We start from the raw sequence: 13424 nt of genomic DNA on the forward strand, positions 1-13424 counted from the left end.
CAGCATCACATGAATAAATCTGATTACCTCGAGCTGAAGGACATACTTGAAGGGTGCGACAACGTGCTCATACTCACCCATAAGAGCCCCGACGGGGACACCTTAGGGTGCGGCTTTGCGCTCTGTGCGTATCTGCGTGACCTCGGCAAAAAGGCAAACGTCATAAACAACGAGAATTTCCCGGTAAGGTATAATTTCCTTTATGACGGGTATTATGTTCAGGATTTTGAGCCGCAGTTTATTATTGCGGTGGATGTTGCCGACAAGTCGCTTTTCGGCTCGCACCTTAAGGCGTATATGGAGGAGGGCGCAGTCGATGTCTGCATCGACCACCATATCTCAAACAGGGGCTTTGCCAAAAAGACATTCCTTGACGGCAGGGCATCTGCGGCAGCACTGATACTCTATGAGTATTTCAAGACGGTGGGTTATAAGATATCTGACTTTATAGCTATGTGCCTTTATACGGCAATAGCCACGGATACAGGGTGCTTCAAGTATCAGAACACCACCCCCGAGACGCATATCGCAGCAGCCGAGCTTATGCAGTATGATATAGGCTTTGAGCATATAAACAGAAAAATGTTTGACGTAAAGTCAAAGGGCAGGATAAAGGTCGAGCAGAGCGTTATCAACCATATGGAGTATTATTTCAATGACAGGTGTACCATGATAGTTCTGACCACCGAGCTTATGAAAAACTGCGGCGCTGAGCCGGCTGAGTTTGAGGGGCTTGCTTCCATACCGCTCGAGATAGAGGGCGTTGTTATCGGTATCACGGTAAAGCAGAGGCATGAGAATGTCTTCAAGCTCTCAGTGCGCACCACCGAGGAGGTAGATGCTTCGGCATTCTGCCGTAAATTCGGCGGCGGCGGTCATATAAGGGCTGCCGGCTGTGAGATACAGGGCTCGCTCCAGGAGGTCAGGGAAACAGTCATAAAGGCTGTTGCTGAGGCTATCGGAGAGGAATACGATGACTGAGCGCAATAACGAGCCGGCAGGGATACTGCTGATAAACAAGCCCGAGGGCTGGACGTCTTTTGATGTCTGCGGAAAGCTGCGTGGCATACTTCATACAAAGCGCATAGGCCATACCGGAACGCTTGACCCGCTTGCTACAGGTGTGCTGCCTGTGCTGATAGGCAAGGCCGCAAGGGCTGCCGATATACTGCCTGAGAGCGGGAAGGAATACAAAGCGCATTTTAAGCTCGGCATCGACACCGACACGCAGGATATCACAGGCAAGACTCTCAGTGAAGACGACACCCGTGTGACACGAGAGCAGCTGAAAGCGGCTTTTGACAGCTTTGTGGGCGAGTATATGCAGATACCGCCTATGTATTCGGCAGTCAAGGTCGGCGGCAAAAAGCTCTACGAATATGCAAGAGAGGGCGTTGAGATAAAGCGTGAGCCGAAGAGAAGATATGTTGACTTCATAACGCTTGATGAGTATGACGAGCAGACAAGAGAGGGCGTTATCACCCTGTCTGTCAGCAAGGGAACTTATATAAGGACGCTTATCTGCGACGCAGCAAGGAGCGTGGGCACAGTCGGTGTTATGACAGCGCTTGAAAGAACATCTGCCTGCGGCTTTAAGGTGTCTGAGTGCATGACCATAGAGCAGGCACAGCAGCTTGCAGACAGCGGTCAGATAAACGAACGTATCTTAAGCCTTGAAAGGGTGTTCTCGCAGTACCCGAAAATAAGGCTTGACGAAAAAAGAACGACACTTTACAAAAACGGCGTCAAGCTCCGCCCGGAGCAGCTGGGTATAAAGAGCTTTGACAAGGACAGCCGCTTTTGCATTATTTCAGATAAGGGCGGGCTTATCTCGGTGGCATATGTCGATGTGCAAAAAAACGAGGTAAGGGCGCTCAGGAATTTTTACTGAGGGGGAAGATCCCTTGAAGGATATTACACAAACAGGTATAGTCACCAATGATAATACCGCAGTGGCACTCGGTATCTTTGACGGGGTACACAGAGGGCACAGACAGGTGCTTGAAAAGGCTTTTTCGCACAGCGAGCTGAAAAAGGCTGTCTTCACCTTCAACACACAGACGGTAGACTCAAAGGGCAGCGACTATAAGATGCTCATAACCAACAGCTTCAAGAAAAAGCTGTTAGACAGGGCAGGTGCGGAATATATTTATTCGCCCGATTTCTATAAGCTCAAAATGATGCCGGCGGAGGACTTCGCAAGGGATATACTCAAAGGCGCTCTGCACGCAGAGGCGGCAGTGTGCGGCGAGAAGTTCCGCTTCGGGCATATGGCCGAGGGCGACAGTGATGCGCTTGTAAGATACGGCCGGAAATTCGGCTTCTCGGTCGAGATAGTCGAGCGCCTTGACGATAACGGCACAAGGATAAGCTCCTCGCTTATAAGAAAGCTCGTAAGCAAGGGCGAGATAGAAAAGGCAAACAAGCTGCTCGGCTATAACTACGGCTACTGCCTCGATGTCATACACGGCAACGAGATAGGCAGAACGTGGGATTTCCCGACGATAAACCAGCTTATCCCCGACGGGCTCGTGCTGCCGAGGTTCGGCGTGTATGTGTCGAACGTCCATGTTGACGGCAGACAGTATACGGGTGTCACCAATATCGGTGTCAAGCCGACAGTCGAGCATGATATCAAACCGCTTGCCGAGACGTTTATCGTGGGTTATGACGGTGACCTCTACGGCCGTGAGATAGAGATAGAGCTTTATGAGTTCATAAGGCCTGAGCGAAAGTTTGACAGCTTCGACGAGCTCAGGGCAGAGATAAAAAGGAACACCGAGTATGCCTGCAAGGCGTATTTGAAATATACAGGAAAGGACTTTTGAAGATGAAAAAGGTTAGAACGAGATTTGCGCCCTCACCGACAGGGTATATGCATATAGGTAATCTCCGTACTGCTTTGTTTACATATCTTATCGCAAAGCAGAACGACGGCGATTTTATCCTGAGAATAGAGGATACCGACCGTGAGCGCTATGTCGAAGGCGCAGTTGACGTTATATACAACACACTCAGACAGTGCGGCCTTAACTGGGACGAGGGTCCTGATGTCGGCGGCCCTGTAGGCCCTTATATCCAAAGCGAGAGAATGGGTATGTTCAAGAAATATGCCGAGGAGCTCGTTGAAAAGGGCGAGGCTTACTACTGCTTCTGCGACAAGGAAAGACTTGACGGCCTGAAGGCTGAGTGCGAGGCACAGGGCAAGACCTACAGCTATGACAGACACTGCCGTGACCTCTCAAAAGACGAAATAAAGGCCAGACTCGATGCCGGCACACCCTATGTTATCAGACAGAAGATGCCGCTTGAGGGCAGTGTTACCTTCCACGATGAGCTTTACGGCGATATCACTGTTGAGTGCTCTGAGCTTGAAGACCAGATACTTATCAAGACAGACGGTATGCCTACATATAACTTCGCAAACGTAGTCGATGACCACCTCATGGGCATCACACACGTTGTAAGAGGCAACGAGTATCTTTCCTCAGCGCCCAAGTACGAGCTGCTCTATAAGGCATTCGGCTGGGAAGTCCCTACATATATCCACGTTGAGCATATCATGAAGGACAAGCAGCACAAGCTCTCAAAGCGTGACGGAGATGCTTCTTTTGAAGACCTGATAAACAAGGGCTACCTCACCGAGGCTGTTGTCAACTACATAGCACTTCTCGGCTGGGCACCCAAGGGCGAGGAGGAGATATTCACCCTCGATGAGCTCATAAAGGAATTCGATATACAGGGTCTTTCAAAGTCGCCTGCTATCTTCGACCCGTTAAAGCTCAAGGCGATAAATGCAAAGTATATAAAGAAGCTCACACCTGAGGAGTTTGAAAAGTACGCAACACCCTACATCAGACAGACTGTTAAGAGAGACACCGACATATCACGCATATGCTCGCTGCTCCAGGACAGAACAGAGGTGTTCACTGATATCCCCGAGAAGGTAGACTTCTTAGACGAGCTCAGAGAGTATGACAAGGCTCTTTACTTCAACAAGAAAAACAAGATAGACGAGGAGAAGTCGCTTAAGTCGCTTAAGGATATACTCCCTGTAATGGAGGGCATAGATGAAGCGGACTGGACTGAGGAGAATATCCACGACAGGCTCTTTGAGCTGATAGCTGCCAAAGAGGTAAAGAACGCACTGATACTCCTGCCGCTTCGTGTGGCAGTGTCCGGCAAGGCATCTACCCCCGGCGGCGGTATCGAGATATCATACCTGATAGGCAGGCAGGATACCCTTGACAGGATAGCAAAGGGCATCGAGCTTTTATCAAAGTAATATACAGCTGTCACTAATCAAACACATTTGCGGTATATAATATCATAGGCAATTATGTGATATGTGACATTACAATAAACGGAGGAACTACAAAATGATAGAGGTCAGCAACCTATCAAAGCATTACGGCGATAAAAAGGCCGTGGATAATATATCCTTCAAGGCTGAAGACGGCGAGATACTTGGCTTTCTGGGACCTAACGGTGCCGGAAAATCCACCACGATGAATATCCTCACAGGCTATATCTCCGCCACCTCGGGCAAGGCGCTCATAAACGGCATAGATATACTCGAAGACCCCATAAAGGCAAAGCGAGAGCTTGGCTATCTGCCTGAGCTGCCGCCGCTTTATATGGATATGACGGTCAAGGAGTACTTAAACTTTGTCTATGACCTGAAAAAATGCAAGCTGCCGAGAAATTCCCACCTTAAGGATATATGCTCGCTCGTCAAGATAGACAATGTCTATAAGCGTGTTATCAAGAACCTTTCAAAGGGCTATAAGCAGCGTGTGGGTCTTGCTCAGGCGCTTATCGGCAACCCGAAGGTGCTCATTCTCGATGAGCCGACCGTCGGCCTTGACCCGAAGCAGATAATCGAGATAAGAACGCTTATCAAAAAGCTCGGCAAGAACAGAACAGTCATACTCTCCTCGCATATACTCTCTGAGGTGCAGGCAGTGTGTGATAAGATAGTAGTCATCAACGAAGGCAAGGTCGTGGCAGACGATACCGAGGACAACCTCTCACGCAAGCTCATAAACGAGCACCTGCTCACAGCCCGTATCGAGGGCAGGAGCGATGCAGTAGAGCCGCTTATAAGCTCTATCAAGGGCGTTATCAAGGTAGAGGTCGGCTCGGAGCGTGAAAAGGGCGTATGGGAATACCGCATCGAGGCCAAGGAGGGCGTTGATATAAGGCGTGAGCTCTTTAAGCGTATGGCAGAGCGCAATATGCCTATACTCGACCTGCGTGCAAGCGAGCTGTCGCTTGAGGATATCTTCCTTAAGCTCACAATGGGCGAGGCAGTGCCCGGGCTCACAAATGACGATGATGACGATACAGCAGATAAAGAATAAAGAAAGGAAAGATGTTATCACATGGGCGCAATATTCAGACGAGAGGTCTCGTCTTACTTCATCTCCCCGATAGGATATATTTTCCTTGCAGGCTTTTATTGCTGTACGGGAGTTATTTTCTCACAGAATTCACTGCAGTACGGCTCGACTAAGCTCGATGCTGTGTTCGCAGACCTCATACTCGTGCTTATAGTTCTGATACCTATACTCACGATGAAAACTATCTCGGAAGAGAAAAAGCAGAAAACTGACCAGTGCCTGCTCACATCTCCTGTGTCGCTCGGCGGCATAGTAGTCGGCAAGTTTTTAGCGAGCTTTCTTATCTATGCGCTCGGCGTTGCTATAACGTTTGTTTATGCTATCGTCGTTTCCGCATACGCAAAGCCCGACTGGAACGTTATCATGGGCAATATAGTGGGACTTCTGCTGCTCGGGTCTGCTTATATAGCAGTCGGCATCTTCTGCTCGTCGCTCACAGAGAATCAGATAGTAGCGGCTGTAATATCATTCTTTGCAATGGTGGGGCTCTACCTTCTCTCGACTCTTGGAAGCCTTATCCCTGTTGAATTCATAGGCAAGGTGTTCAATTCGCTCTGCTTCTGGAACAGGTATTATGACTTCACGCTCGGGCTTTTCAATATGTCAAACGTTCTGTTCTTTATCTCGGCGGCTGTGGCATTCCTTTTCCTTACGGTAAGAGTGCTTGAAAAGCGCCGCTGGAGCTAAGGGAAGGGGGCGTTTGTAAATGGCAAAGTTAGACGAAAACAAGGTATCGACCGACAGCAAGGATCTCCTCGCCGGCGTGCTGGCTGAGGAAAAGAAGAAAAAGGCTGAAACAGGCGGCAAAAAGGAAGACAAGCCTGAAAAGACAAAGAAGAATAAGGGTGAGTCGGGCAGCGTCAAGAAATTAAAGCACGGCGCTATGGCAACGACTCTCACGGTAGTGTTCTTTGTATTCCTGGTGCTTGTGAATATCGTGGCAACAAAGCTCTTTGAGAGATATCCTATAACCATCGACCTTACAAAGGAGAAGATATACTCTATCTCCGAGGACAGTGAGGATTATATCAAGAGCATAGACATGGACGTAATGATCACCGTCTGCGCTGATGAAAAGGCTTTCTCAGGCCTTTCGACCTATACACAGCAGGCAAACGAGGTCATGAAGTCATACTCAAAGTATAACAGCAAAATAAAGTATCAGTATAAGGATATAAACGCAAACCCTGACTTCTATAAGGATTACACCGACGAGGTGGCTCAGTACGATATCATCGTCGAGACAAACCCTAAGGGCGATGACGGCAAGGAGATAAAGAGAACAAGAGTTATAGGCCTTATCGACCTTGTGCAGTTCAATGATGAGCTCACACAAATGTTCTCGCAGTACGGCGTTTCCGTTGAGGAGTATGCAAAGCAGGTCGGCAATGACCTGACATTTATCAGCTACTACGGCAACTATATCGAGAGCTCGTCGGCAGAGCAGGCTTTCACATCTGCTATCATGGCAGTTACTGACCCGTCGCCTGTCACAGTCACCTTCCTTGAAGGCAGAAATGAGCTCAGCGAGTTCAGCTATTTCCGTACACTTCTCACAGCAAACGGCTATACGGTAAAGAGCATCAATATCACAACGGACGATATCCCCGAGGACAGCAACGTGCTCGTAATGGGCGCACCTAAGGTAGACTATCTCCCCGAGGAGCTCGATAAGGTGGATAAGTTCCTGCTCAATGACGGTATACTCGGCAGACAGCTCATATATGTCTCCGACTACGGCCAGTCGGATACACCGAATATCGACGAGTTCCTTAAGGAATACGGTCTCGAGATAGGCAAGGGCGTTGTCTGCGAGACATATCAGTCAAACTACTATCAGAAGAATTACTATACGATAGCAAACGAGATATCCGATGATTTCAGACAGGATATGACAAATTCCAACCCTGAGCTTCTCGTGCTCAGCTCACGCCCTGTCAACCCCCTCTATGAGGAGGACGGCATGATAAAGACCTTCAAGTATGTTTCTTCAAGCAAGGACGCATACACTATGGACACCCAGACAGAGGAAACTCTCACCAAGGGTCAGCAGAACTATATCGTGCTCGCATCAAAGGCAGCCTTCGGCGTTGATAATGACGATACCTACTACAGCAATATCCTGGCTATCGGAGGTGCTTCCATAATCTCCGACCAGGTGCTCGCATATGACCAGTATCAGAACAGAGAGTATATCTTAAGTGTAATAAACGGCCTTACAGGCAAGACCAAGGGCATCACCGTTACACCCAAGGTAATAAGCGGCAATATCTTCGATATCAACGAAGGACAAAAGACCAAGCTCAAATGGACATTCATCGTGATAATACCTGTTATAGTGCTTATCACAGGGCTTGTTATCTGGATAAGGAGAAAGAACAAGTAATGAACAGTAAACTGACAGGCATAATCGTCACAGGTGTTCTTGCAGCCTCTCTGGGCGGCGTGCTCCTGTTTCTGGAGAAGACAGGCGGCCCTGAGGAAAGCTCCTCGCAGGACGAGAGCAGCAACAGCGTTGTTCTCAACAAGCGTGAGAACACCAAGACGCAGATAGTTGACCGTACAGCAGATGATGTCGAGAGCATCGCTGTAGAGAATAAGTCCGGCAGCTTTACAATGTCAAAGAACGCCTCCGGCAAGAGCAAGTGGGAGATACCCGAGCTCGAAGGGCTGACACTCGGCCTTTCCGAGTGCAACTCCCTTGCAGACTGCGCAGCGACGCTCAAATCCTTCGATACTGTCGAGGAGGACTCAAAGGATCTGTCAAAGTACGGCTTTGATGACCCTAACGGCAAGTTCACCGTGACCTTCAACGACGGCGAAAAAAGGACGTTCATCATAGGCGATTATCTGCCCAAGAGCGACAGATACCTCTATCTCTATGAGGAAGGCACAACGACCGTCTATGAGGTGCTCCAGACCTATGTTTCCTATATGACAGAGGCTAAGGAGGCCTATGTGAACCGTGTGTTCATATCACAGCCGAGCGAGAATGACTACCCCGAGTACGGCAAGCTCACTGTAAAGAGAAAAGACGCAGACTATGACGTAGTTATTGTAAACGATGATAAGGAGGAGGGCTCTGTTTCGGCGCAGGTAATGACATCGCCTGTGTACGGCTACCTCAATATCACTTCATCGACAGACTATTCTCACGGTATGTGGGGGCTTACAGCTTCTATGGCAGAGGTGCTCCACCCCGATGATAAAGCACTTAAGGAATACGGCCTTAAAGACCCGGCAGCAGTCGTTACTCTCGTGGGCGAGAGCTATGACTATAAGCTCACTATCGGCAACGCAGTTCACGTCAAGGACGAGGACGGCAACGATATGGACGAGATAGCTTCCTACTACTGCACTATCGAGGGCGTAAACGGCATGGACTGCATATTCTCGGTAAGCGCATCTTCGCTGCCCTGGGTATCCCAGACACCGTCAGATATCCTTTCAAGCCTTATGACCTTCAACTATATCAAGGACGTAGGCGAGATAGTGATAACCAAGAAGAACGGCACTGACGATATCAAGCTCACATATGACAGCGAAGCCGAAGACCTTAAGTCGGCTGAGATGAACGGAAAAGCTCTTGATACCGAGAGCCTTAAGACATTCTATGAGTTCCTGCTGACCTGCCCGACCTCCGAGCTCTGTTTTGATGACCCGGACGAGAGCGCATTTGTAATGAAGATAGAGATAAAGCGCTATGACGGCGGCGGAGATACCATAGAGCTTTATACCGACACCGGCAGAAGAATGATAGTCAAGCTGAACGGTGTCACAAGCTACAGGATAGAGTCGAAGTGGATAACTCAGTTCGAGGAGAACATCAAGGCTCTTGAAGAAGGCAAGAAGATAGGGGAGTCTTACTGATGATATGCCCCATTTCGGGCATATTCTCAGACAACACAGTATATAATAGACCTAAGGCGATCTGCGCACGATCCTTGTGCGGTATTGCCTAACACCAAATATGGAAAGGAATGGTTCTGAATGGCAGATGCTAATTTTTTCACCTATAAGGGGCTTCCGCTCGTAAGAATGGGCAAGCAGCTTTATTTCGGCAATATGTATGATGAGTATGTCATCTGGATGGAGATACTCGAAACTGCAAAGCAGGCAGATATCGACGTAGCTACAAAGGTAAGGATAAGAAAAATGGCTACCGACAGCTCGCTGCCGCCTACAGAGGCTATCGTCAAGACCAAGGAAGTTGACAGCCTTTATACCGCACTTGACTATGCTTGTGCATGGCTCAAGGTAAGCTGATAAAGAAATGACCAGGCATTAAGTGAATAGTGAATAACGAATAGTGGATAGTCAAGGGATCACCTTCGGTGATGATTTTAAAAATCGCTCGTAAAGCGGGCTCCTTTTCTATTCACTATTCTCTTTTTATTATTCACTATACATTGTATAAGGGGCTAATAGGTTAAAAGTAACAATAAAATAATATTAAATCTGTGATAACCTACAAATATTAATTTTTTATTGTCGAATTTTAAAAAATGCTTGACAATGAATAATAAAAATGCTATTATAAATATGCACATTTATATTATCAGACGGGCTGCTGTATGCGGTATGGCGGCGGTTTGTGCGTAGGAACGCATAGGGGGAGCTATGGCAGTAGAGCTTAGTGATGAAGAGCTTGCCGTTCTTTCAAGGACGGATAATAATGCTATGAACGAGCTGCTCTCTCGCTATACCTTCGTGGCGTATGCAAAGGCGTGGGCTATCTCTCCTGAGTATTATGAAGACCTTTTTCAGGAGGGGCTTATAGGCTGCCTGACAGCTGCCAAGACCTATGACCCGGACAAGGGCGCAGGCTTTGCGACATACGCTAACAGATGTATGAAAAACCGTATGATAAACGCCGTCAAGAAGCTCGATAACATTAAGGAAGAGCCGCTTGATGAGGAAAAGGAGAATATGTGCGCCGACAAGAGCGAGCTGATACCCTATAATATAGTGGAGCAGAAGGAACGTGTGCAGGAGATAAATAAAAAGGCCGCCACGGTGCTCTCGGATAAGGAATGGCGTGTATTCAGGCTTTTCTCGGTGGGGCTCAGCTATGAGGCGATAGGCTATGAGCTGGGTATGACCCCGAAACAGGTGAACAATGCTATGCAGCGTGCAAGAAAGAAGCTACGGGCAGAGCTTGGCAATATTTAAAAGCGAGGTAAAACGATTATGTACGAAGACAAGACATTGGTATGTAAGGACTGTGGAAAGGAATTCATTTTCACAGCAGGTGAGCAGGAATTCTTTGCAGAGAAAGGCTTTGAGAACGAGCCCCAGAGATGCAAGGAGTGCCGTGATGCAAGAAAAGGCGCTAACAGAGGCGGAAGACAGCTCTATACAGCAGTTTGTGCTGCTTGCGGCGGCGAGGCTAAGGTTCCCTTCCAGCCGAGGGAGGACAGGCCTGTATATTGCAGCGAGTGCTTCGCTAAGATGAAGGAAGAAGCATAAGCCCGTTAATAATGACAGTTTTCACAGCCGGATAAAGCATATCGCTTGTCCGGCTGTATCTATCGCTTAAAAATTGTTTAAAGTATTGACATTTAGGGTGCTATATGCTATTATAATTATGGCAGGAGAAAGCAATGCTCCTGAGATATTATGGAAATAAGGAGAGTAGTATTATGAAAAGAATGAAGAAGGTTTTAGCACTCGTTTTCTGTGCGGTTGTTGCCTGCGTTGTACTTACGGGCTGTGCAAGCCAGTTCCACGGCACATGGAAGAGCGTTGCAGTTGAGTCAGACGGCAAGAAGATCACTAAGGACGACAAAGATGGCGGCGAAATGGTAAAGGACTTCATGACCGTAGAGATCGAAAAGGGCGGCGACGCTACAGTTTCTTTCAGTGGCACTAAGAAGAGCGTTGAGTGGGAAGCAGACGGCGACAATATCACCCTCACAGCTGACGGTGATGACCTCGACGGCAAGCTCGACGGCGATCAGCTCGTTTTCGATCTTGAGGGCGAAAAGATCTACCTCGAAAAGGAAGACTGATGATCGTCTTTAAGACTGCATAATGCATTTGCTGGCACTTCTGGTAATTGTTTATCAGAAGTGCTTTTTGTGTATTTTTGCAGGGGTATCACTGATGTCCGGATAAGAAAATTAACATTATATCCTATTGACTTTTTTGAAAAAAGCGTGTATAATTAAAACGATAGCATAGACCCCGTAAAATGCCTCGGGGTAGCTGTTGAGAGCTGGTATGTTTTGCGAAGATCGGCGCAGAAACTATCGGCTTTATTTATGGATTTCCAAAAACGAAAGGAGTTTTTTGTAATGATCTATTCGCACGAAGTAGAAACGATGTGTCCTATCGCACAGGGCGCAGCTCACGGTGCTGCTCCGATCCCGGAAGAAGCAAAGTGGGTCAAGGCTAAGGAGATCAAGGATATCTCCGGTTTTACACATGGTATTGGCTGGTGTGCTCCCCAGCAGGGTACCTGCAAGCTCACACTTAATGTTAAGGAGGGCGTTATACAGGAGGCACTCGTTGAGACTATCGGCTGCTCGGGTATGACACATTCGGCTGCTATGGCTTCCGAGATACTCCCCGGCAGAACAATTCTTGAAGCACTCAATACAGACCTTGTATGTGATGCTATCAATACAGCTATGAGAGAGCTCTTCCTCCAGATCGTGTACGGCCGTTCACAGTCTGCATTCTCCGAGGGCGGCCTTGTAGTAGGCGCAGGCCTTGAGGATCTCGGTAAGGGTCTCCGTTCCCAGGTAGGTACAATGTACGGTACACTCGCTAAGGGTCCCCGCTACCTCGAGATGACAGACGGCTATGTTACAAAGCTCGCTCTTAATGAGGATAACGAGATCATCGGCTATAAGTTCGTAAACTTCGGCAAGATGATGGACTTCATCAAGGCTGGCGACGATGCAAATACTGCATTTGAGAAGGCTCAGGGTCAGTACGGCAGAGTCGGCGATGCTGTTAAGCTCGTTGACCCGAGAAAGGAATAAGGAGGGCTTAGAAAATGGCATTATTTGAATCTTACGAGAGAAGAGAAAAGCAGATACTTGCTGTTATAAAGGAATACGGCATCAACTCTATCGAAGAGTGCGCTGAGGTTTGCAAGGCTAAGGGTCTTGACATCTATAAGCTCGTTGAGGGCATTCAGCCTATCTGCTTCGAGAACGCTAAGTGGGCTTACACAGTAGGCTGCGCTATCGCTATAAAGAAGGGCTGCACAAAGGCTTCTGAGGCTGCTGCTGCAATTGGCGAGGGTCTTCAGGCATTCTGCATCCCCGGCTCTGTTGCTGACCAGCGTAAGGTCGGCCTTGGCCACGGTAACCTCGGCAAGATGCTCCTCGAGGAGGAGACAGAGTGCTTCGCATTCCTTGCAGGCCACGAGTCATTCGCTGCTGCTGAGGGCGCTATAGGTATCGCTGAGAAGGCTAACAAGGTTCGTCAGAAGCCCCTTAGAGTTATCCTTAACGGTCTTGGTAAGGACGCAGCTCAGATAATCGCTCGTATCAACGGCTTTACATATGTTGAGACAGAGATGGATTACCACACAGGCGAGGTAAAGGAAGTATTCCGCAAGGCTTACTCTGACGGCCTCCGCGCCAAGGTTAACTGCTACGGCGCTAACGATGTTACAGAGGGCGTTGCTATCATGTGGAAGGAGAACGTTGACGTTTCTATCACAGGTAACTCCACAAACCCGACACGTTTCCAGCACCCCGTTGCAGGTACATATAAGAAGGAGAGAACAGACGCTGGCAAGAAGTACTTCTCAGTTGCTTCCGGCGGCGGTACAGGCAGAACTCTCCACCCCGATAACATGGCAGCAGGCCCTGCTTCCTACGGTATGACAGATACTATGGGCAGAATGCACTCCGATGCACAGTTCGCAGGTTCTTCCTCCGTTCCGGCTCACGTTGAGATGATGGGTCTTATCGGTATGGGCAACAACCCCATGGTCGGTGCAACAGTTGCTTGCGCAGTTGCTGTTGAAGAGGCTATGAAGGGCTAATTCCTGATAATGATTAT

Annotated in this window: 14 protein-coding genes; all 14 read left to right on the forward strand. The window is 48.4% G+C overall.

Annotation, left to right across the window (positions count from 1 at the left end):
- Positions 1–9 precede the first annotated feature (9 nt).
- The 14 genes from CD05_RS0101530 to CD05_RS0101595 all read left to right on the forward strand — a co-directional run bounded on the left by CD05_RS0101530 (position 10) and on the right by CD05_RS0101595 (position 13407).
- On the forward strand, positions 10–981 hold the full coding sequence (locus CD05_RS0101530; protein ID WP_037322737.1) for a bifunctional oligoribonuclease/PAP phosphatase NrnA: 972 nt from the start codon (positions 10–12) through the stop codon (positions 979–981).
- The gene (truB, locus tag CD05_RS0101535; protein ID WP_028509006.1) at positions 974–1891 is read left to right on the forward strand and encodes a tRNA pseudouridine(55) synthase TruB; all 918 of its coding nucleotides are present in this window, start codon (positions 974–976) and stop codon (positions 1889–1891) included. The genes CD05_RS0101530 and truB overlap by 8 nt, the downstream gene beginning before the upstream one ends.
- Positions 1892–1904: 13 nt before the next feature.
- On the forward strand, positions 1905–2828 hold the full coding sequence (gene ribF / locus CD05_RS0101540) for a riboflavin biosynthesis protein RibF (protein WP_051588758.1): 924 nt from the start codon (positions 1905–1907) through the stop codon (positions 2826–2828).
- 2 nt (positions 2829–2830) lie between these two features.
- The gene (gltX, locus tag CD05_RS0101545; protein WP_028509008.1) at positions 2831–4285 is read left to right on the forward strand and encodes a glutamate--tRNA ligase; all 1455 of its coding nucleotides are present in this window, start codon (positions 2831–2833) and stop codon (positions 4283–4285) included.
- Positions 4286–4379: 94 nt separating this feature from the next.
- Complete coding sequence (locus CD05_RS17020) at positions 4380–5363, forward strand: ATP-binding cassette domain-containing protein (protein ID WP_037322738.1); 984 nt, start codon at positions 4380–4382, stop codon at positions 5361–5363.
- A gap of 21 nt (positions 5364–5384) precedes the next feature.
- The gene (locus CD05_RS0101555; protein ID WP_028509009.1) at positions 5385–6089 is read left to right on the forward strand and encodes an ABC transporter permease subunit; all 705 of its coding nucleotides are present in this window, start codon (positions 5385–5387) and stop codon (positions 6087–6089) included.
- Between the two features lie 19 nt (positions 6090–6108).
- Complete coding sequence (locus CD05_RS0101560; protein ID WP_028509010.1) at positions 6109–7788, forward strand: GldG family protein; 1680 nt, start codon at positions 6109–6111, stop codon at positions 7786–7788.
- Positions 7788–9272 (forward strand): DUF4340 domain-containing protein, encoded by a 1485-nt coding sequence (locus CD05_RS0101565; protein WP_028509011.1) that lies wholly within the window; start codon positions 7788–7790, stop codon positions 9270–9272. Before CD05_RS0101560 ends, CD05_RS0101565 begins: the two co-directional genes overlap by 1 nt.
- A gap of 120 nt (positions 9273–9392) precedes the next feature.
- Positions 9393–9668, forward strand: a complete 276-nt coding sequence (locus CD05_RS0101570; protein WP_028509012.1) for a hypothetical protein — start codon at positions 9393–9395, stop codon at positions 9666–9668.
- Positions 9669–10022: 354 nt separating this feature from the next.
- The gene (locus tag CD05_RS0101575; RefSeq protein WP_037322740.1) at positions 10023–10574 is read left to right on the forward strand and encodes a sigma-70 family RNA polymerase sigma factor; all 552 of its coding nucleotides are present in this window, start codon (positions 10023–10025) and stop codon (positions 10572–10574) included.
- An 18-nt stretch (positions 10575–10592) separates the two neighbouring features.
- Positions 10593–10871: a zinc-ribbon domain containing protein gene (locus CD05_RS0101580; RefSeq protein WP_028509014.1), complete on the forward strand. Its 279-nt coding sequence runs from the start codon at positions 10593–10595 to the stop codon at positions 10869–10871.
- Positions 10872–11044: 173 nt separating this feature from the next.
- Complete coding sequence (locus tag CD05_RS0101585) at positions 11045–11413, forward strand: hypothetical protein (RefSeq protein WP_028509015.1); 369 nt, start codon at positions 11045–11047, stop codon at positions 11411–11413.
- Positions 11414–11698: 285 nt separating this feature from the next.
- Positions 11699–12391 (forward strand): nitrogen fixation protein NifU, encoded by a 693-nt coding sequence (locus tag CD05_RS0101590; protein WP_028509016.1) that lies wholly within the window; start codon positions 11699–11701, stop codon positions 12389–12391.
- Positions 12392–12405: 14 nt separating this feature from the next.
- Complete coding sequence (locus CD05_RS0101595; protein ID WP_028509017.1) at positions 12406–13407, forward strand: GGGtGRT protein; 1002 nt, start codon at positions 12406–12408, stop codon at positions 13405–13407.
- The last annotated feature ends 17 nt before the right edge of the window (positions 13408–13424 follow it).

Source organism: Ruminococcus sp. NK3A76 (assembly GCF_000686125.1).
In the GTDB taxonomy this organism is placed as follows: Bacteria; Bacillota; Clostridia; order Oscillospirales; family Ruminococcaceae; genus NK3A76.

Coding starts and splice junctions, on each gene's coding strand:
- CD05_RS0101530 (WP_037322737.1), top strand. CDS start 10: ATGAATAAATCTGATTACCTCGAGCTGAAGGACATACTTGAAGGGTGC.
- truB (WP_028509006.1), top strand. CDS start 974: ATGACTGAGCGCAATAACGAGCCGGCAGGGATACTGCTGATAAACAAG.
- gltX (WP_028509008.1), top strand. CDS start 2,831: ATGAAAAAGGTTAGAACGAGATTTGCGCCCTCACCGACAGGGTATATG.
- CD05_RS17020 (WP_037322738.1), top strand. CDS start 4,380: ATGATAGAGGTCAGCAACCTATCAAAGCATTACGGCGATAAAAAGGCC.
- CD05_RS0101555 (WP_028509009.1), top strand. CDS start 5,385: ATGGGCGCAATATTCAGACGAGAGGTCTCGTCTTACTTCATCTCCCCG.
- CD05_RS0101560 (WP_028509010.1), top strand. CDS start 6,109: ATGGCAAAGTTAGACGAAAACAAGGTATCGACCGACAGCAAGGATCTC.
- CD05_RS0101565 (WP_028509011.1), top strand. CDS start 7,788: ATGAACAGTAAACTGACAGGCATAATCGTCACAGGTGTTCTTGCAGCC.
- CD05_RS0101570 (WP_028509012.1), top strand. CDS start 9,393: ATGGCAGATGCTAATTTTTTCACCTATAAGGGGCTTCCGCTCGTAAGA.
- CD05_RS0101575 (WP_037322740.1), top strand. CDS start 10,023: ATGGCAGTAGAGCTTAGTGATGAAGAGCTTGCCGTTCTTTCAAGGACG.
- CD05_RS0101580 (WP_028509014.1), top strand. CDS start 10,593: ATGTACGAAGACAAGACATTGGTATGTAAGGACTGTGGAAAGGAATTC.
- CD05_RS0101585 (WP_028509015.1), top strand. CDS start 11,045: ATGAAAAGAATGAAGAAGGTTTTAGCACTCGTTTTCTGTGCGGTTGTT.
- CD05_RS0101590 (WP_028509016.1), top strand. CDS start 11,699: ATGATCTATTCGCACGAAGTAGAAACGATGTGTCCTATCGCACAGGGC.
- CD05_RS0101595 (WP_028509017.1), top strand. CDS start 12,406: ATGGCATTATTTGAATCTTACGAGAGAAGAGAAAAGCAGATACTTGCT.